Origin of the sequence: Robertmurraya sp. FSL R5-0851 (assembly GCF_038002965.1) — a bacterium.
Lineage (GTDB): Bacteria > Bacillota > Bacilli > Bacillales > Cytobacillaceae > Robertmurraya_A > Robertmurraya_A beringensis.
Window position 1 is genome coordinate 4,509,252 of record NZ_JBBOOE010000001.1, and the last position, 19,186, is coordinate 4,528,437.

The window sequence follows — 19,186 nt, forward strand, 5'->3', positions numbered from 1 at the left end:
GCTAGTTCCCCTCCTTCGGCATTTCAACAGGAATGCTCATGCTTACAACAAAGCCTTCTTCTCCATTTTTATAAATGGAAAAATCCGCTTGATTTCGATAATAAATTACTAAGCGATCATAAATATTTTTCAGGCCGATCGATGCCGATGACTTCTCCGCATCACTATATAATTCGTGACGAATAAGGGTTAATTGCTCATCGGTTACTCCGGCTCCATTGTCCTTCACGGAGATTTTAAGCATCCCGTTCTCCTGGACAGCCGCTGAAATGATGATCGATTGTTTGTCTGTATGCTGATCAAAGCCATGCTTAAAGCAATTTTCAACAATTGGCTGCAGAATCATCTTCGGAACGAGAATTCCCTCGGTTTCCTTTTGAATCACTAAATGAAAGTTAAATTGATCATCAAATCGTTGTTTTTGTAACTGCAAGTACGCTTTCACATGCCGTATTTCATGTGAAAGCGGGACGATATCGTCTTTCATATTCATGCTATAGCGCATAATTGCTGCAAGTGACGTTAGCAAGGTATACACCTTTGTCCCGTTTGCTTTGAGTGCCAACGTGCCAATCGACTGGAGCGAATTATATAAAAAATGCGGATTGATTTGCGAGCGTAAGACGCGAAGCTGGGAAGCTTTATTTTCAATTTCCAACCGGTATTCGCGCTCGATCAATTCATTTATTTTTTCAATCATGCTCTTAAAATGTTTTCCTAGCATACCAATTTCATCATTTCCTAATGACTCAAAATCAGCCTTGAACTCCCCTTTTTCTACTCTTTTCATATTGGAAATAAGCACTTTGATAGGGGCTGTAATTTTAAAAGAAACAAACATCGTTGCTCCTAGTACGACGACCATGGTTACAATCCCGATCAGGATGTTCGTATAGGCGGTCTGGCGAGCGATTTGGTACAACACATCATACGGAATACGCTTGGCAATATACCAATTTTCAACAGGTCCTGAAAATTGGTCAAACACGATGACCCCTTCGTCCCATTCTAGGCTCTTTGTGGATACCGGTTGCTCCTTGATTGGTTCGTACCAACTCTCCTTCATTGGTTCTCCAATCACTTCTTCATTAGAGGAATACACCACGATTCCCTGATCATTCACAATGAAAAGCTCTTCGGCGTCCTTTGTATATAACCGATCCGCTACCGCACCGATTCTTGATAAATTAATATCAATCGAAAGAAAACCTAATATATCTTCCGCTGGTACGTCGCGAATAATGCTATGAAAGCTGAGGACCTTTGTACTCTGTGATTTTGGTATAAAGGCCATATTGTTATAGCTGGATATTTCATGTGGCGGTTCAATTAAATAAAAATCCTCATGATCGGGTAGCTGCGCGTAATAAGGATGCGACATGATATTCTCGTATTCACCCCTGCCACTAATCGTAGAATGATAGTTCGTAAACGAGTCCTTATCCTTATCAATATACAAATGCATTTGTTCAATTTCAGGACGTGTATTAAATAAATACGCTAGCGCGCGTCGGATTTCTTCTTGGTTACTCCCAATGTCTCCCGATACTCCTTCTCTCATCACGCTCATTAGCGGGTCATAGCGATAGAGCACCGTTGACATTTGTGCAATATCTTCCAGATAAACCGTTAGCTCCTGCTCACCTTTTGTGATAAGGTCATGATTCGTGGAGACAAACTGATCATTAATAGAGTTGGTTGTTTGGTAATAGGTGATTCCAATCGCTGTACCAAATGGAAGGATGGTTGCCAGCATTAAAAAGATGATTAACTTTTTTCTAATTCCCCACTTCATAGCTCCCTGCTCCTCCTCGGACACGAAATCCCACTCATTGTAGCACAATTTTCTTGGACTTTAACAGAGGGTGTAAAAAATGAAACCGTTCAATATTTTCCACCCTGTTGGTCAATGTAAGCCGTTTCATAGTTTTTTAAAATAGTTGAAAATAGGACTATGGAGGTGCAGGGGATGAATAGTCAAAGTAATGTAAAAGAAGTTGACGGGGCAGTTGTTGTTAGTGAGAAACGCACGCAAAAAGCTGTGTCCACTCCTTTGTTTAGTAAAAAGAAGCTGAAAGATGCAGGATTGTTCACCTTATTCGTTGGACCTGTATTCTTAGCATTTACCTTAATTGTCCTAATTCCTTTCTTTTCGGGTGTTTATTATGCATTTACGGATTGGAACGGGATTACGGGGTCGGTCCAGTGGGTTGGACTTGATAACTTTAAGTATTTGATTTTTGAAGATAAACAGTTTCACGCTTCCTTCCTTCTAACGACGAAATATACGATTGTAGCAATCTTGCTCACAAACGTGATCGGGTTTGGATTAGCGATTCTCGTGACACAAATGCTGAAAACGAGAAATATTTTACGAACAGTCTTCTTCATGCCGAATCTACTTGGTGGTCTTTTACTAGGATTCATTTGGCAGTTTATTTTTGTAAAAGGATTCGCTTCTATCGGTGAAATCACAGGAATTCCACTTTTTGAACTAGCTTGGCTAGGAGATGCAAGCACAGCCTTTTGGGGAATTGTGATTGTCAGCGTGTGGCAAGGTGCAGGTTACATCATGATCATCTATATCGCGGCACTACAAAATGTTCCACAAGAATTAATTGAAGCAGCAAGAATTGACGGGGCTAACAGATTTCAAATTCTCCGTCACATCACGATGCCATTAGTTGCACCAGCTGTAACGATCTGTTTATTCTTAACAACGGCATCCTCTTTTAAAATCTTTGATGCGAACCTATCGCTAACGAATGGTGGGCCATTTAAATCAACGGAAATGTTAGCGCTTAATATTTATACAGAGGCTTTCGTTAATAACCGTTACGGAATTGGTGAAGCCAAGGCATTGATCTTCTTCCTTGTCGTAGCTGCAATTACCGTATTACAAGTGACGATTTCTAAGAAAAGGGAGGTTGAATCGTGATGGGTCACAAGTATTCATGGAGAACCTTCAGTGTTGAGATCTTTGCGATTGTACTCGGACTTTTGTTCCTAGTCCCTTTCTATTATGTGGTGTCAAACTCCTTGAAGCCTTTTGCCGAAATTTTAACGAATACGTCGGCATTACCGAAAGTGTTTCAGTTTGAAAACTATGTACGAGCTTTTGAAATGCTTGATTTCTTTAACGTTTTTAAAAATTCGTTGATTATAACGATTGCTAGTAATGTAGTTTTGGTGATCTTTTGCTCGATGGCGGCGTATATGCTCGTTCGTACGAAAAAGAAGATTAGTAATATCATCTTTATGACCTTCGTTGCTGCGATGATTATTCCGTTCCAATCCATTATGATTCCGCTGATTAAAACAGCTGGAAATTTTGGATTACTGAACAGCGTGTGGGGCCTTGTGATTATGTATTTAGGCTTCGGGTCTGGAATGACGATCTTCTTGTACCACGGTTTTATTAAAGGAATTCCGGTTGAACTGGAAGAAGCAGCAATCATTGATGGTTGTTCTAGATTCGGCGTCTTCTGGAGAATTGTTTTTCCACTATTGAAGCCGATTACGGTGACGATTGTGATTTTAAACAGCTTATGGATTTGGAATGACTTCCTATTGCCGTCTCTTGTTCTTCAGGATCCGGAGCTAAGAACGATTCCACTTGCGACTTTCTTCTTCTTCGGTCAATATACGAAGCAATGGGATTTAGCACTAGCTGCATTGGTACTTGGTATCATTCCGTTATTGATTTTCTTCTTCTCGATGCAAAAACACATCATTAAGGGGATTACTAGTGGTTCGATTAAGTAAGGGTTTTACCTCCACAGTCTGAAAAAGCTCCGGCTGTGGAATCAAATATAAAAATTTTAAAGATCTTTTTCCAAGGGGGAAAACAAAAATGGCTTTAAAGTTGAAAAAGTATTCTGTTTTAGCAGGTGTATTGTCTGCCTCACTTCTTTTAGGAGCTTGTTCAAGTGATAGCACTTCTGGCGACAAAGAAGGTGCAAGCAAGGACGATAAAGTAGTAATTGATATTTTCCAAGGAAAGGTTGAAATTGCTGATCAATTGAAAGCGTTAACAGATGAGTATACTAAAGAACACCCTGATGTGACTTTTAATATTGAAACAGTTGGTGGCGGTGCGGACGGTGCTGCTGCACTAAAAGCAAAATTTGCTTCAAATAAAGCACCTGATATTTTCACAAATGATGGAGATGCACAATTACTGGTTTGGCAGGATAAGTTAGAAGATTTATCTGACCAACCTTGGGTAGCTGACGCATTCGAAGGTACTCTAGATGGTATGACATCTGATGGGAAAATTTACGGTATGCCTTTAAATATGGAAGGTTACGGCTTTGCTTATAACAAAGAATTATTCGAAAAAGCAGGTATCACGGAGCTTCCTACGACGTTCTCTGAATTAGAAGCTGCAGCTAAGAAGCTTCAAGATGCTGGCATTACTCCATTCTCGATCGGTTATGGCGAGTGGTGGGTATTAGCAAACCACGGCTTAAACGTTCCATTTGCTTACCAAGAAGACACAGATGCTTTCTTCACTGGCTTAAACGACGGTTCTGGTAAAATTGAAGGCAACGAATTCGTAAGCAAGTACTTTGATTTAATCGACTTAACGATTAAGTATGGTAACAAAAATCCATTAACAACTGACTACAACACACAAGTAACGCTATTCGCTACTGGCGAAGCTGCAATGACGCAACAAGGGAACTGGATTCAACCAATGTTAGACAAGATCAACCCTGAAATTGAAGTTGGATTTATTCCAATGCCAATTACAGATGATGCAGCACAAGCAGATAAGCTAATGGTTGACGTACCAAGTAACTGGGTTGTTCACAACGGTTCAACGGATGAAGAAAAAGAAGTAGCAAAAGACTTCTTAAACTGGATGGTTACCTCTGAAGCTGGTAAGACGGCATTAACAAAAGAATTCAAGTACATCCCTGCATTCAAGTCAGTTGAAGCATCAGCTGACGACATCGGACCTCTAGGCGCTGACCTTCTAAAGTACTCTCAAGAAGGCAAAACGTACTCTTGGCAGTTCATGAAGTACCCAGACGGTGCTGGTCAAGAATTCGGTGCAGCTCTTCAAGCATACGTTGGCGGCCAAGCATCTAAAGAAGACACAATGAAAGCCTTCGACGCAACTTGGCAGAAGCTTAAGAAATAAGTAGTAAAACATAAGATTCACTGACTGACTCAACTAAGTTGGGTCAGTTTTTTGTATTGCCCCCCCGACTGTCCACCCGACACGGACAAAAAGGGCAGTTCTGTCCACGAACGGTGACAGACACCCTAAAAAGACACTTCTCTACATTCTGTCCACGAACGGTGTCAGACACCGCAAAAAGACACTTCCTCACTTTCTGTCCGCGAGGGGTGTCTGTCACTGCATTCAGTGGTATAATGGAGGATAGACTATTTTTGATAACGGGAGGGTTGGACGGAATGTCACATATCCCTGAGGTATACAAAGAATTAATTGAAGCGACTGCCGCAGATGTTTCGAAGCTCCTTAGTCCGGGTTATGAGCCGGATGCGAAGCTGGTGCAGAAAGGACTTCTGATATATAGACAAGGGCTTGTTACAAAGGTCCGCTACGAGGATGGCTCGGTTACATCAACGGTTCAGGATGTTTCACCGGTGTTTGTTCAGGTGGAACTCAACTTCTTCCAAACAAGCTCCTGCTCCTGCCCAGCCGACGGAATTTGCCGTCATATCGTCGCTACCTTTCTTTACGCATTTTCTCAAGTTGGCAGCGTGGCTGACTGGGTCGAGGAATGGCGCACTCCTCTTCATGAGAAAAAAACGGCGCAACAGCTCGGACTCATGAAGGCCAAGGATCTAATGAAAGGATCAGGCACCATCAAACCCGATTACGACCATTGGGTTCAAACCTTTCAAAATAGCTTCCAATCCATCCTGAATGGCCAAGGTACACCCAAGCCCTACCTCATCCCAGAACTGTACCAGGCCTATACACGACGCCTCCGTGCAAGTGCACCTGTTGAACAAGAGTGGAAGCAGCTCTACCTATTGATCGGAAACATCTTTTCGTTCCGCCAGTTACTCAACTTAAGCCAGGAATCCGGTCATAGCTCGTATGACATTGAACGCAACTACCAGCAGCTATTTTTCTCACTCATTGACGAAACCGAGGTGCTCATTAACCGCCTAAGCGTACACGCCCTTCCTTTCGCCTTTGATGAGTTCATCGCCCGACTCAAAGATGACGTAACCGACCTTCTCATCGACGAGGTCGCCCTAGAATTCGAACGAATTCAACTTTATCAGCTGCTTTGGAGTTCTCTTTTTAAAAAGAAGCATTGGCGTGAAGAAGAGCTAGAAAAACTAGCGAACCTTGGAAAAATCAATGGCTCCTACGCCCTATCCATTGGCTTCATTCACCTCAACCTATTGTTAAAACGAGACGAAAAAGCTCTAGCTATCATCACTCAACACGAAGCAGACATTAGTCCTTTTCTTCTCATCTGGTTGGAGGACTTTAAATCACAGCGTGACTGGAAACGCATGGGACCATTCGTTGAGGCATTTATTGGATACTTACGGCCATATTTACTCAGCTTACCGAACAGCTACGCATGCTTTGACTTCACACGCTATGCAACAAGGGTGCTGCAATCCTATTGCTCAGAAACCAATCGGATTGATCTGTATGAAAAAATTCTCATGCAGCTTCTTCCCTACAGCTACCGTGAATACGAGCAATACTTATATATAGAAAAGCAATACGAAAAATGGAGCGACCTGCAAGCCTATATCGGCTATGACATGACCTCCATCTCGACCGACAAAATCAAAGAGCTTCAAAAAGAGGACCCAGCCGTCCTTTTGCCGCTCTACCATCAATCGATTCAAAAAAATATAGATTTAAAAAATCGCGGCAACTATCGCCAAGCTGTTCGTGAGCTAAAAAAGCTTCGAACACTATACAAAAAACTCAAGCGCCAAGACGAGTTTGAGCAATTTTTCGACCTATTACTTGAGCGCACGAAACGGCTTCGAGCGTTTCACGAGGAATGTCAAAGGGGTAAGCTGATTCATGCTTAAAACGAGACTCGTACACATACACATTCGTCATACAGAGAACAATCGCTACTTTATTTGGGCAACCAATGACCATAACGACGACGTCCAACCGTCCCAATGGAAATCGCTTCTTTTTAACCGCCATAAGGAATCGTATTACGGAACCTTTGTCGATGAAGAAACGATTGACCAACATCCCGGCGTGTCCATCGATGCTTGGCAGCTTGTCTCCCTTTTAGCACAAGAGCAATTCAACCAGCTGATCGAGTGGGACTGGGATGAAACGGCGCAAATCTGTCTTGCCTCAGCCCATTCGCTTCACGAAGCCATTTCGGAAAAAGATTGGCTTCCAGATTTTTCAGCGTGGGAACAAGACGAATTCCGCTGGGCCCTTCCTGAACGGGTAAAGCAGGAGTTTGATCCGTCTTTTTTTGAACAACAAATTTCTGAGGAAGAAACCGTTCAGCTTTTTATAGAAAAATGGTTCGATTCCTCCCTGAGCGCTTTCTTCGACAGAAATCAGGAATGGCACGAAAAAGTGGGAGTAAAGCTTGATGCTTTGAAAAATCAAGCCTTGTCTCCACGCGCATTGGCTACTTATTTTGATGAAGAAACCTGGAGCGAATGGATTGGACTGAAGGAGTCTCAAGTACCGTTTTCATTAGGACTGCGATTAGAAGAACCAGCGGACCTTGATGGAACATGGGAATTGCAAGTCTTTTTACGTGGAAAAAATCAACCCGATCTAATTGTGGATGCCAAAGATGACAGCAATATGCCAAGCAACTGGCAGGCGTACGATTCGTATATCGAACGTGAGCAACAGCGCTGGGTGGAACTTTTTCCATGGCTGGAAGGAAGACGTGGAGTCACAAGCCAGTTAACGGAAAACGATGCTTGGATGTTCTTGTCTGATGCGAGTGAAACGTTGCTGGCACTAGGAGTCGAGATTCTCCTCCCTTCTTGGTGGCAAGCGATGAAGAATGCGAACTTGAAAGTTAAAGCAAAGCTCAAGGGAACAGGCTCACGCGGTCAGTCATTTGTTGGCCTACAGGCAATGCTCGATTACAACTGGCGCTTCTCGATGAACGGAGTGGAGCTAAGTGAGGATGAATTCCATCAGCTGGTTGAGGAAAAAAGACGCCTCGTGTTTATTCGCGGTCGCTGGATCAAGCTCGATCCAGGATTTATTCGCACGATTCAAGATCTGATGAAAAAAGCGGAAAAAGAAGGCATGCACGTAAGGGACCTTATTCAGCAGGAGCTTTTAGGTGGAGATGACGAAGATCCATCCCAATCGCTAGATGATCCACGTGCGTTTGCCAAAATACAAATTGAGCTGAACCGTCAGTGGAAGCAAATGATCAAGCAGCTTCAGGACGTTCGGTCGATTCCTGAGGTTGAAGTGCCAAAAAGCTTCCTCGGTGAGCTAAGACCATACCAAAAACAAGGCATGAGCTGGCTATTGTTTTTACGAAAGTATGGATTTGGTGCGATTTTAGCGGATGATATGGGACTTGGAAAAACGATTCAGTTGATCAGTTACCTTTTACAGGTGAAAAAAGAGGAAAAAAATCCGGCACCCGCTTTGATTGTTTGCCCAACCTCCGTACTTGGCAACTGGCAAAAGGAGATCGAACGCTTTGCTCCAAATATGAAGGTTTACCTGCATTACGGTTCGAATCGCTTGAAGGGGGAAAAGTTCAACGAGAAAGTGTTGGAGTCGGACGTGGTGTTAACGTCCTATGGACTGACCCATATTGATGCAGCCGAGTTTGAGGCCATTACGTGGAGCTCAGTTGCGATTGACGAAGCGCAAAACATAAAAAATGCAGGAACAAAGCAATCCCGTGCGGTTCGAAAGCTGAATGGTAAGCACCACATCGCACTAACGGGAACACCGATGGAAAACCGCCTCACCGAGCTTTGGAGTATTTTTGATTTTACCAATCACGGTTACTTAGGAAGCTTAGGAAATTTCCAGAAAAAGTTCGTCTTGCCGATTGAAAAAGACAACGAAAAGGAAAAAATCAGTGAGCTTCAGGCATTGATTCGTCCATTTTTACTAAGACGGACGAAAAAAGACGAAGAGGTTGCTCTTAACCTGCCGGATAAGCAGGAGCAAAAGGAATATTGTCCGCTTACGGCCGAGCAAGCATCATTGTACGAGCAACTCGTTCAAGATACATTTGCTCAGATCGAAACGTTAACTGGCCTCGAGCGCAAGGGACTTATTTTACAATTGTTGAGCCGCTTAAAGCAGCTGTGCAACCATCCTGCCCTTTACTTGAAGGAAGAAAATCCATTACAGCTTCTTGAACGTTCGGTTAAGCTTGAAAAATTAACGGAGCTCATTGAAGCCGTGCTCGAGCGCGAGGAAAGTGGCTTGATTTTCACCCAGTACATTGAAATGGGTGAAATCATCCGACGCGTGTTAAATAAGAAGTACGGAATTGAAGTTCCTTTCTTAAACGGAAGTGTGCCAAAAGCGAAGCGTGATGAAATGATCACACGATTCCAAAACCGCGAGTTCCCCGTGTTCCTGCTAAGCTTAAAAGCCGGTGGAACAGGGTTAAATCTAACAGCGGCGAATCACGTCATCCACTACGACCGCTGGTGGAATCCCGCCGTTGAAAACCAAGCAACCGACCGAGCGTACCGAATCGGCCAAAAGCGATTCGTTCATGTTCACAAATTCATTAGTACCGGAACACTCGAAGAAAAAATCGACGCCATGCTAGAGAAAAAACAAACGCTAAACGATGCCATCATCCAAAGCGACAACTGGATCACCGAGCTCTCCACCGACGAGCTCCGCGACTTAATCCTACTCTCCTAGTAAAAACGGTGTCTGTCACCACAAAAAGACAGATCAGGCCTTTTTGTCCGCCTGGAGTGGACACTTTACATTTTGTCTATTGTCCGCCTCAGGTGAACAAAACCGGCAAAAGTGTCCACGAAGGGTGTCTGTCACCGCAAGCGGGACGCAGAAAGACCCAGCCAGTGGCTGGGTCTTTTTGTGGTGATTCATTATTATATTTTGAATTTACCTATTAGTTCCATTAATTCTTCGGCCATTTTTGTTAAAGAAGCGGCTGAGGATGAGATTTCTTGCATGGAAGCTAATTGTTCTTCAGTAGCGGCTGATATTTCTCGTGTGCCCGAGTAAGTTGTTTCTGAAACTTGCTTGACCATTTTAACTACTTCTACCATCTGTTCCATACCCTGAGTTAGTTGTTCAACAGAACTAGATACACCAGATATTTGCTCGTTTACTTCATCGACTGCCCCCCTAATGTCTCCAAAGGATGTTCCTGCTTGGTTCACTAGATCGATTCCATCACCTACTTCTGTTGTTACATTTTTCATTGATTTAACAGCGTTTAAAGTTTCTAATTGGATGCGTTGAATTAACGAGTTTATTTGACTTGCGGATTGGGATGATTGTTCTGCTAGTTTTCTAACTTCATTGGCAACTACGGCAAAACCCTTTCCCTGTTCCCCTGCTCTGGCTGCTTCAATCGCTGCATTCAGTGCCAATAAATTCGTTTGTGCTGCTATATCTGTTATTACCTTTGAAATAGCCCCAATTTGATTCGAATGAACACCGAGTTCTTCTATCACTTTTGATGTTTCATTAACGGTGCCATTAATGGTATTCATTTGTTTTACTACTGTTTGTATAACCTCATTTCCATCTGCCGCTTTCACTGATGTTTCATGTGATTTTTTCATAACTAGATGTGAGTTTTCCGTTATCTGTTGAACGTAATGTAGCATTTTTGTTACCGTTTTGTCTGTACTATCAATGTCTCTAACTTGCTCATCTGTTCCAGTAGCCACTTCTTGTACTACTGATGTTATATGTTCTGATGCATTACTCATTTGTTCTGCACTAGCTGTTAATTCTTCTGCGGAAGCAGCAACCTGTTCAGAGTCAATAGAAACTTTATGTAATACCTCTCTAAGATTTTCCGTCATTTGATTAAATGATAGAGCAAGCGATCCGATCTCATCCTTTGATTTTACATAAATTGGTTCACTAGATAGATCTCCCTGTGCAATTTTTTGTGCATGATGATTGATAGATTGAAGTGGTTTAAAGCTTCTGCGTATAAAAATAACCAAGCTTGTTATAAGAATAAGCGTTAAAATGATGGAGGTAGTAAGTGTCTTGACAATGGTATTTGCGACATTTGATTGAACCTCTTCCAATGATTGGTTGGCTATCTCGGCGTTTTCGAAGTAAGGAGTTGTATCGATCTGAGCAGACAATACATATCTGACCACATCATTTACTACAACCGGATAAAAGATTTCTGCGAAGTTTCCTCTCATATTTATGATAGATTCACCAGATTCAATTACCTGTTTAATATCTTCATGTTTAACAACCTCCCCTTTCTTCCATAAAGAGTCTTGACCCTCTTTAAGATTTTCTGTTAATACCAAATTGGACGAGTCAATTAAATACAGAGAATTTAAGCCATTTTCCTCCTCAAAATAGTGAGAAAAAGAGTGTTCAAAGAGTTCAGCGTTTAGTGCTGTTTCAATTATTCCTTTCCCGTCTAGTCTTGGAATGGCTGTAAATTTAAAGATTTCACCCGTTTCCTGCTTTAACATTAATGGTCCATCTATTATAGGAGATTCACCAGAAAGAATTTGTCCATATATCCCCACCATAGAGACAAGGTTTAAACCAAGTGACGCTTCCTCTGTTGATTGTGTAAACACCCCTTGTGCATCAGTAAGATATACGTCTGTCATTCCTGTTTGTTTTGCTATCTTTTCAAGATCTGCATTGGTAAGCACTGCCTTTGAATCCATTTGCTGCAATGTATACGCCGCATTAAGCATGTTTTTATCTACTTCTTCCTCTAAAACTACAATTTGATTCGAAATCTCGCTAGCTAATCCATTTAAATTTTCTTTAACATTTCCTTCTGAATTTAATTCTAGCTCTGCCAAAACGGTTTCCGTTTGTTTTTTTATTTTACTAGTTTCATTCCATTGTAAAGAGCTATTAACAACAATTAATAAGATGATAAACACACTTGTAATACTTATTATTCTAGTTCTTAACGACATGAGACTCACTCCTAGATGTTATTTTCATATAATACTGGGTATTAACTCCTAGAATTTAGCACATTAAATCATAAGAGTAAAGAATTAATTTTAAATATAAAAAATATTCAAAAAACAAGGTTAGAAAATCTGACAGAGTAGTTGTACCCTTTGTTTCGGCACATTATGATAACTTTTGTAAATATTAACCCCCATATTTTTTCGTATAACCTTAATAATTGGATTAAGGGTCTCTACTTAGAAACCGTAAATTTCTTGCTACGAAAAAAATATGCTTTCTTGGCATATTTTTTCGTAGTTTTTTTATGCCAAAAAAGCCCTACTTAAATAAAGGAGTGATAAACATGGGATTACCACAACAACGTATGGAACATCTTGGAAAAACAAATTTACTAGAGAAGGTTTTTAAGCTATCTGAACGAGGAACGAATGCAAAAACGGAAGTTCTAGCTGGATTAACTACTTTTATGACGGTTAGTTACATCATCTTTGTTAATCCACTCATTTTAAGTGAGGCAGGCATTCCAAAAGAGGCTGCCCTTGCCGCGACTATCTTTAGTACTGTTTTTTGTACATTACTGATGGCATTTTGGGCAAACTTCCCTATTGTCGCTGGCCCTGGTATGGGGTTAAATGCTTTCTTTACCTATACAGTTGTCATTGGACAAGGCTTAAGTTGGCAAACTGGATTAGGCGCTGTGTTTATATCTGGTATATTCTTCTTTATCCTTTCCGTCACAGGTGTTCGAAAAAAGCTTGTTGATGGTGTACCGAAAACATTACGTTCAGCTATTGGTGTTGGAATTGGCCTTTTTGTGGCATTTATAGGTCTAAAAAACGCTGGAATTATAGTTGCAAATGAATCAACCTTTGTAGGTTTAGGAGCCATTACCTCAACCGGTCCTTTACTAGCAATTATTGGTCTCATTATATCGGCCGTATTAATGGCTCTGAGGGTAAAAGGAGCTTTGATCATTAGTATTTTGACAACTGCTATGATTTCAATGAGTTTGGGTTTTTCAGCTACCCCTCACTCACTAAGTGATGTTGCCTCACTATCTATCCCAAGCATTTCTGAAACCTTTATGCAAATGGATATTAAAGGCGCAATTGCTTACGGAATAATCTCTGTCATTTTCTCTTTTACCATTGTAGAGCTTTTTGACAGCTTAGCTACTCTAATAAGTCTCTCTAAAAAAGCGAACTTAGTAGATGAAAATGGGGAAATTCCAAATTTAAACCGTGCTCTTACTGCTGATGCAATTGGTACAATGGCAAGTGCTCTATTTGGTAGTACAGCTTTAAATACGTATGTTGAAAATGCTACCGGAATTGCCGAAGGAGGAAGAACAGGCTTAAAGGCTTTCGTTGTCGCCATACTGTTTCTCCTCGGTCTTTTCTTTGCTCCACTTATAAGTATCATTCCTTCGGTGGCAACCGCTCCTACATTAATTATCATCGGTGCTTTGATGTTGAGTGAAATTAAGAATATTGACTTTGATGATTTTACAAACGTGGTCCCAGCATTTTTAACCATTATTATGATGCCTTTAACTTATAGTATTGCAGAGGGTTTGGCATTTGGATTTATTTCATACACTCTGCTAAAGCTTGTTACAGGGAGAAAAGCAGAATTACACTGGATTATGTACTTTGTAAGTATTGCTTTCATTATTAATTTTATTATGCTAAGTCACTAAGCTACTAGATTCTATAAATATAGATAAGAGGGATAAACATGAAAGAAATAATCTTATGTCTGACTGCTGGTTTTGTTATGGGGGCAGTATTTAAAACGTTTCATCTTCCTTCTCCCTCTCCACCAGTTTTTGCTGGTGTAATGGGGATTGTCGGGGTTTATTTTGGAGGGAAGTTTATAGATTGGGTTCAGCTTTTTATAAAAATCGGAGGTTAATTGATGGAAATCCTAATTAAAAATGCCGAAATTGTAACAATGAATAAAAAAGAGGAAATTTTTTATGGAGATATCCATATTGTTGATAATATTATCTATAATATCGGTACTAATTTAGAGGTACCTACTGTGGGAAAAGTAATTAATGCAAAAGGGAAAACAGTTATTCCCGGATTTGTTCAGACACATATTCATCTTTGCCAAACCGTTTTCCGAGGTCAAGGGGATGACCTTGAATTAATGGATTGGCTTAAAAAGAGAATATGGCCATTGGAAGCCTCACACGATGAAGAATCTATCTATTATTCAGCTTTGCTAGGGCTTGGGGAACTCATTCAGAGCGGTACAACAACGATTGTCGATATGGAAACAGTCAATCATACCGAGTTTGCCTTTAAGGCATTAGCTGAAAGTGGGATTCGAGCATTATCTGGTAAGGTGATGATGGATAAAGGAGATGAAGTTCCAATCCCCCTTCAAGAAGAGACTGAAAAATCCATTCAACAGAGTGTAGACTTACTAGAAAAGTGGCATAATTACGATTCTGGCCGTATAAAATATGCCTTTTCCCCAAGATTTGTTGTCTCTTGCACAGAGGAGCTTCTTCGAGAAGTAAGGTCTCTCTCAGAATATTATAATGTCATGGTTCATACCCACGCATCCGAAAATTTAGGCGAGATTGAAATTGTTCAAAAGGACACTGGTATGAGAAATATTGTCTATCTTGATCATTTAGGTCTAGCAAATCCACGCTTAATACTCGCTCACTGCATTTGGCTTGATGATGAAGAAAAGAGAATTATTCGTGATCGTGGTGTGCACGTAAGTCATTGTCCTGGTTCTAATTTAAAATTAGCGTCTGGTATAGCCGAAACACCTTATATGGTTCAAGAAAATATTTCACTTAGTCTTGGGGCAGACGGAGCTCCATGTAATAATAATTTAGATATGTTTAACGAAATGAGATTAGCCGCACTGATCCAAAAACCTATTCATGGCCCTACATCCATGAATGCAAGAACCGTATTTAGAATGGCAACCATAGGTGGAGCAAAAGCTGTAGGCATGGAAAATGAAATTGGAAGCATTGAGATTGGAAAAAAAGCTGATTTAGCGATCTTAAATTTAAATAACTTCCATACCTATCCTTCCTCTGAAGTGGATCCTATTTCAAGAATTGTCTATTCGGCCACGCGAGCAGATGTGGAGACAACCATTATCAATGGAGAAATTGTAATGGAAAAAGGAATCTTACACACGATTAATAAAAGAATTGTACTAGAGGAAGCAAATAACTCAATAAAAAGATTATTAAAAAGGGCGACAATAATAAAGTAAAACAATGAAGTCCTCATCAATAGACCCAGTCATCCTTGCTGGGTCTATTCCTTATATCGCTAAATGCCCTTTCAACTCCTGCCGTACTCTTTCCCTTTCCTCATCAGAAACAAATAGGTACCACACTCTCCCTATATAACCACCTTCACCTTGAATCGCAAGTTGGTCAATCATCTTCCCAGATTTCCGATAGTTTTTCTGGATATCGACCATTTGGTCCCAAGTTAGGTTTGTTCGTACATTTTCTCCGAGTGCGGAGAAGATATCACCGAAATTGGTTAATGAGTTCAAGCTTGCTCCTTCACGAATAACCCCTCGAATAATTTGGCGCTGGCGTTGCTGTCTTCCGAAGTCTCCTTGTGGGTCATCGTATCTCATTTGCACATACGAAAGAGCTTCTTCACCCGTTAAGCCGATTTGACCTTCTTTAAAAGTAATGCCACCGTTAGAAAACTCGAACGAGTTATTTACTGTAATTCCACCTACTGCATCCACAATATCTTGAAAGCCTTCCATATTCACCTTTATATAATAGTCAATCGGAATATCGAGGAAGTTCTCTACCGTTGCCATCGCCATTTCTTCATTCCCGAAGGCATACGCATGATTAATCTTATCCTCGGTACCACGACCAACGATCTCCACCCTCGTATCACGAGGAATACTTAACATCTTCACTGTCTCTAATTCCGGATTCACCGTCAATACTATCATCGTATCTGATCGGCCTTTGTCTCCTTCTCTCTCATCCACACCAAGCATCAACACAGAGAACGGCTCCTGCGCCTCGAGCGAAACCTCCTGTGCCCTCTTGTCGGACACCTTCCGACTCGTTGGATCATGCATCGTCTCCATCGCTTTACTCAGCGAGTGATACACGGAATATGCATATGCACCTGCTCCAAGAAAAAGCAGCAGCAGGATGATTCCTGTTACCCTTACCCATCTCCGCTTTTTCTTACGCCTTTCTGCCCTCATAAAGACAAACCTCCCTTTATGAAAACAGAATAACAGAAAAATTATCCAATTTTACAAAAAGTGTTCGACAATTTCTTTTTACAAATTGGCTGTTTTCTTAAACTATGTTTGGAACATAATTTAAGAAAACAGCCTGCAAACTAAATTCTTTAGCGCAAAATAGCTATTTCCACGTTAAAATCGGCTTTAAGATTTTAACAACAATCTTTACTAAAACAGCCTACATATTAAACAACCAAACCATCAGCGTCGCAAAACTAGAACCTAAAATCGCACTTAACGTCATAGCAACCGAACTAATCGAAACCGTTAATTCATCAAACTCCTTCGCCTTCGAGGTGCCAATCGCATGGGAGGCACTTCCAAAAGCCATTCCCATCCCTAATTGGCTTGTAACTCGGAACCACTTAAATACGGTAGGTCCCAACACTGCTCCTGTCAGACCTGCCAGCAACACGAATACGATCGTCATAGAAGAAATTCCTCCGATCGCCGTGGTCACCTGGATGGCAACGGGAGTGGTAATTGATTTAGGAATAATAGAAAGAATGAGATTTTGTGAAACTCCTAAAACCTCCGCCAGCAACACTCCGCTAACCATACCTACTACTAACCCCATAACCACTCCTCCCACAATCGGAACAAGCTGACCCATTAACGTTTTTCTCTGCTTATACAAGGGGATAGCAAGAGCAACAACTGCGGGTCCAAGCAAGTGGTTGATCCATTCTCCACCAATCATATACGTTTCATAGGATAGTTGAAGCACACTTAATATCACAATAATCGCGATGGTGGTTGTCAGTAAGGGAAGAAGAAACGCGAAAGAATACTTCAAGTACAGCCGGTTCATCAAAAGATACATGCCGACCGTCAATACCACAATAATTATTGAGACAAGGAATTGTTGCACTGAATTTTCTCCTTCCTTTTTTGGGCCATTCTTTCCAAGAGCTGACTACACCACCCCACCGAAATCATCGTCACGATCGTACTTACCATGATAATCCCGAATAACACCAACCCATTTCCTGAAAAAAGCGACGGTTCATTCATTACGCTGACCGTTGCTGGTACTAATAACAGTGGAAGAAAAGTGATGAGAACATTCGCACCGTCCTGAATCCAATCGACAGGAATAATTTTTAAGAATAATAAAATCAATAATAATAGCAATCCAATAATACTCCCAGGAAGAGGAATATGGAGAAAGCCTTTAAGGAAGCTGCCTATATAAAATAAACCAATCAAAATACCAATCTGAAAAATTACCTTTGTAACGTACATAGTCAGTTGATTCGCCACCTTATTAATAAGATTATCTTCATTTTACTATAAAAAAACTTTTAGTAGAGAGTCGATTGGACTGCATTCTCTTCGCTGTTATTTCTATCGAAATAAAGGCTCGATTCTGCATTCCAATCGACATTGAATTTTCCACCCACGCAAAAAAAATCAAGCAGCCAATAAAGCTGCTCGAATAGTGAGGGGAGTGAGGAAGTTATTGATTCTATCTAAGGGAGAAAATATGGGGGTTTTTTAGTATCTTACATGCATTTCTCGTATCGCACATTCTAATTGTGCGATTCTCATTTGTAACAGGGAAATATGTTCATGGGATTTTCCCACAAGCTCGATCAGTTGTTCCACTACATGTTCGTTCATCTGTTTCAAGGAGTAATAACCTCTCTTTCTGGGGGAGGAGTTGGAAATGGGATTTTCGCGACCCGTTCGTCCTCTCTTTTCGGACCGATAAATCGGACATTTTCAGCGACCACTTCGGTTACATACGTTCTTTTCCCCTGTTGATCATAGCTGCGTGTTTGGATTCTGCCGGTAATGCCAATGAGGGAGCCCTTTTTACAAAAGGCCGTCGTGTTTTCGGCGGTTTTTCGCCATAAGGTACAATGAACAAAGTCTGTGTCCACCTCTCCTTTTTGGTTTCGATATTGTCGGTTTACTGCGAGGATGATATTGCAGACATATACTCCTTCTGGTGTCACTCTCAAATCTGGATCCTTCGTCAACCTCCCTACCAACGTCACTTGATTAATCATCTGTCATCTCCTCTCCAATTGATGCTCTTATCATAATTGGAAAAGGACGCCTATGTAAAATAGTCATGGTTCAATTTTCCTATTTATTTCCCATGAACTTTTCATCATTTCCTTAGATAAAAATGCAAATTTACCCTCTAATCACCCCTCCAAATTACGATTTTCACCTTTTCAAAAGTTTTTTTCGACAAAGCTATTTGTTCAACGCATAGGCAATAAGGACTGTTCCCGCAAATTCCACCCACCCTCCTGTAAAAAGAAGGATTCGCTTTTGTTTCTCCTTTTCCTCCGAAGTTAGTACACCGATTGAATCGAGGATCGTACCTAACGTAATCAGACTCAATCCAGCCAACTCTAGGTTAGGTGACGTTCCTTCTCCCACTTGGGCAACACCAGTTGCTTCTAGCGCCGCCCCCATCGATTGAATCGTGCTTCCTAAGGAGTTGAATCTGGTATTCTCTTCAGAAGGACTTTCAATTTCAACATTGGTCGCCAAACTATTAATGGTATTTCCGCTTGCCTGTACAAAGGTCCCGACCATCCCAAGAACATTCTTCTCTTCCTCCGCATCATCCATCAGCTTTAACCGACCAACTCCTTGTAAGGTATTCCCAACAGCTTGTACCGCATTGCCATCACGTATGAGCTTCTTATTGATTTCTTCCACTGGATGAGCCCCCGTTTCCCCAACGGCAGAAATGAAAGCACCTATTGCCAATAAATTGGCTCCGACCACATTTAACTCTTCTCCCTCTAAATACAAAGAAATCACCTCACCCCT

At 41.1% G+C, this 19,186-nt stretch carries 16 protein-coding genes and 1 riboswitch; of the genes, 8 read left to right on the top strand and 8 right to left on the bottom strand.

Annotated elements, in window-relative coordinates:
* Window position 1: 1 nt before the first annotated feature.
* On the bottom strand, window positions 2–1,795 hold the full coding sequence (locus tag MKX65_RS22985; protein WP_340905853.1) for a cache domain-containing sensor histidine kinase: 1,794 nt from the start codon (window positions 1,793–1,795) through the stop codon (window positions 2–4).
* 174 nt (window positions 1,796–1,969) lie between these two features.
* Here MKX65_RS22985 and MKX65_RS22990 point away from each other — a divergent pair, with 174 nt between their 5' ends.
* From MKX65_RS22990 to MKX65_RS23010, 5 genes are all read left to right on the top strand, one after another.
* On the top strand, window positions 1,970–2,938 hold the full coding sequence (locus MKX65_RS22990) for a carbohydrate ABC transporter permease (protein ID WP_340905854.1): 969 nt from the start codon (window positions 1,970–1,972) through the stop codon (window positions 2,936–2,938).
* Window positions 2,938–3,765 (top strand): carbohydrate ABC transporter permease, encoded by an 828-nt coding sequence (locus MKX65_RS22995; RefSeq protein ID WP_340906371.1) that lies wholly within the window; start codon window positions 2,938–2,940, stop codon window positions 3,763–3,765. The genes MKX65_RS22990 and MKX65_RS22995 overlap by 1 nt, the downstream gene beginning before the upstream one ends.
* An 88-nt stretch (window positions 3,766–3,853) precedes the next feature.
* Window positions 3,854–5,149, top strand: a complete 1,296-nt coding sequence (locus MKX65_RS23000; RefSeq protein ID WP_340905856.1) for an ABC transporter substrate-binding protein — start codon at window positions 3,854–3,856, stop codon at window positions 5,147–5,149.
* A 278-nt stretch (window positions 5,150–5,427) separates the two neighbouring features.
* A complete protein-coding gene (locus MKX65_RS23005; protein ID WP_340905857.1) occupies window positions 5,428–7,050 on the top strand; it encodes an SWIM zinc finger family protein in 1,623 nt (540 codons plus the stop codon).
* Window positions 7,043–9,868, top strand: a complete 2,826-nt coding sequence (locus tag MKX65_RS23010) for a DEAD/DEAH box helicase (RefSeq protein WP_340905859.1) — start codon at window positions 7,043–7,045, stop codon at window positions 9,866–9,868. Before MKX65_RS23005 ends, MKX65_RS23010 begins: the two co-directional genes overlap by 8 nt.
* A gap of 194 nt (window positions 9,869–10,062) precedes the next feature.
* Here MKX65_RS23010 and MKX65_RS23015 read toward each other — a convergent pair whose 3' ends face one another.
* A complete protein-coding gene (locus tag MKX65_RS23015) occupies window positions 10,063–12,117 on the bottom strand; it encodes a methyl-accepting chemotaxis protein (RefSeq protein WP_160545823.1) in 2,055 nt (684 codons plus the stop codon).
* Between the two features lie 181 nt (window positions 12,118–12,298).
* Window positions 12,299–12,398, top strand: a riboswitch (purine riboswitch).
* A gap of 63 nt (window positions 12,399–12,461) precedes the next feature.
* Between MKX65_RS23015 and MKX65_RS23020 the strand changes: the two genes are divergently transcribed.
* Genes MKX65_RS23020 through MKX65_RS23030 form a run of 3 tightly spaced genes read left to right on the top strand, consistent with a single transcriptional unit; the run spans window position 12,462 to window position 15,370 of the window.
* The gene (locus MKX65_RS23020; protein ID WP_340905861.1) at window positions 12,462–13,817 is read left to right on the top strand and encodes an NCS2 family permease; all 1,356 of its coding nucleotides are present in this window, start codon (window positions 12,462–12,464) and stop codon (window positions 13,815–13,817) included.
* 38 nt (window positions 13,818–13,855) lie between these two features.
* Window positions 13,856–14,032: a DUF1427 family protein gene (locus MKX65_RS23025; protein ID WP_160545824.1), complete on the top strand. Its 177-nt coding sequence runs from the start codon at window positions 13,856–13,858 to the stop codon at window positions 14,030–14,032.
* Window positions 14,033–15,370: a 5'-deoxyadenosine deaminase gene (locus MKX65_RS23030; protein WP_160545825.1), complete on the top strand. Its 1,338-nt coding sequence runs from the start codon at window positions 14,033–14,035 to the stop codon at window positions 15,368–15,370.
* 51 nt (window positions 15,371–15,421) lie between these two features.
* Here the strand turns inward: MKX65_RS23030 and MKX65_RS23035 are convergent, their stop codons facing one another.
* The 6 genes from MKX65_RS23035 to MKX65_RS23060 all read right to left on the bottom strand — a co-directional run bounded on the left by MKX65_RS23035 (window position 15,422) and on the right by MKX65_RS23060 (window position 19,177).
* Window positions 15,422–16,348, bottom strand: coding sequence for an LCP family glycopolymer transferase (locus MKX65_RS23035; RefSeq protein WP_340905863.1), 927 nt, complete (start codon window positions 16,346–16,348; stop codon window positions 15,422–15,424).
* Between the two features lie 220 nt (window positions 16,349–16,568).
* Window positions 16,569–17,261 (bottom strand): LrgB family protein, encoded by a 693-nt coding sequence (locus MKX65_RS23040; protein ID WP_340905864.1) that lies wholly within the window; start codon window positions 17,259–17,261, stop codon window positions 16,569–16,571.
* Window positions 17,237–17,635 carry a CidA/LrgA family protein gene (locus MKX65_RS23045; RefSeq protein WP_340905867.1) on the bottom strand — a complete coding sequence of 133 codons (399 nt, stop codon included), beginning with the start codon at window positions 17,633–17,635 and terminating at the stop codon, window positions 17,237–17,239. Before MKX65_RS23045 ends, MKX65_RS23040 begins: the two co-directional genes overlap by 25 nt.
* Window positions 17,636–17,887: 252 nt before the next feature.
* Entirely contained in the window at window positions 17,888–18,022 is a 135-nt protein-coding gene (locus MKX65_RS23050) for a hypothetical protein (protein ID WP_340905868.1), read from the bottom strand.
* Entirely contained in the window at window positions 18,019–18,405 is a 387-nt protein-coding gene (gene ssb, locus MKX65_RS23055) for a single-stranded DNA-binding protein (protein WP_340905870.1), read from the bottom strand. The genes MKX65_RS23050 and ssb overlap by 4 nt, the downstream gene beginning before the upstream one ends.
* A 193-nt stretch (window positions 18,406–18,598) precedes the next feature.
* Window positions 18,599–19,177, bottom strand: coding sequence for a DUF6944 family repetitive protein (locus tag MKX65_RS23060; protein WP_340905871.1), 579 nt, complete (start codon window positions 19,175–19,177; stop codon window positions 18,599–18,601).
* Window positions 19,178–19,186: the final 9 nt, after the last annotated feature.

Excerpts from the sequence above, each read along its gene's own strand:
- MKX65_RS22985 (WP_340905853.1), bottom strand. The coding sequence starts at position 1,795 with ATGAAGTGGGGAATTAGAAAAAAGTTAATCATCTTTTTAATGCTGGCA.
- MKX65_RS22990 (WP_340905854.1), top strand. The coding sequence starts at position 1,970 with ATGAATAGTCAAAGTAATGTAAAAGAAGTTGACGGGGCAGTTGTTGTT.
- MKX65_RS22995 (WP_340906371.1), top strand. The coding sequence starts at position 2,938 with ATGGGTCACAAGTATTCATGGAGAACCTTCAGTGTTGAGATCTTTGCG.
- MKX65_RS23000 (WP_340905856.1), top strand. The coding sequence starts at position 3,854 with ATGGCTTTAAAGTTGAAAAAGTATTCTGTTTTAGCAGGTGTATTGTCT.
- MKX65_RS23005 (WP_340905857.1), top strand. The coding sequence starts at position 5,428 with ATGTCACATATCCCTGAGGTATACAAAGAATTAATTGAAGCGACTGCC.
- MKX65_RS23010 (WP_340905859.1), top strand. The coding sequence starts at position 7,043 with ATGCTTAAAACGAGACTCGTACACATACACATTCGTCATACAGAGAAC.
- MKX65_RS23015 (WP_160545823.1), bottom strand. The coding sequence starts at position 12,117 with ATGTCGTTAAGAACTAGAATAATAAGTATTACAAGTGTGTTTATCATC.
- MKX65_RS23020 (WP_340905861.1), top strand. The coding sequence starts at position 12,462 with ATGGGATTACCACAACAACGTATGGAACATCTTGGAAAAACAAATTTA.
- MKX65_RS23025 (WP_160545824.1), top strand. The coding sequence starts at position 13,856 with ATGAAAGAAATAATCTTATGTCTGACTGCTGGTTTTGTTATGGGGGCA.
- MKX65_RS23035 (WP_340905863.1), bottom strand. The coding sequence starts at position 16,348 with ATGAGGGCAGAAAGGCGTAAGAAAAAGCGGAGATGGGTAAGGGTAACA.
- MKX65_RS23045 (WP_340905867.1), bottom strand. The coding sequence starts at position 17,635 with ATGTACGTTACAAAGGTAATTTTTCAGATTGGTATTTTGATTGGTTTA.
- ssb (WP_340905870.1), bottom strand. The coding sequence starts at position 18,405 with ATGATTAATCAAGTGACGTTGGTAGGGAGGTTGACGAAGGATCCAGAT.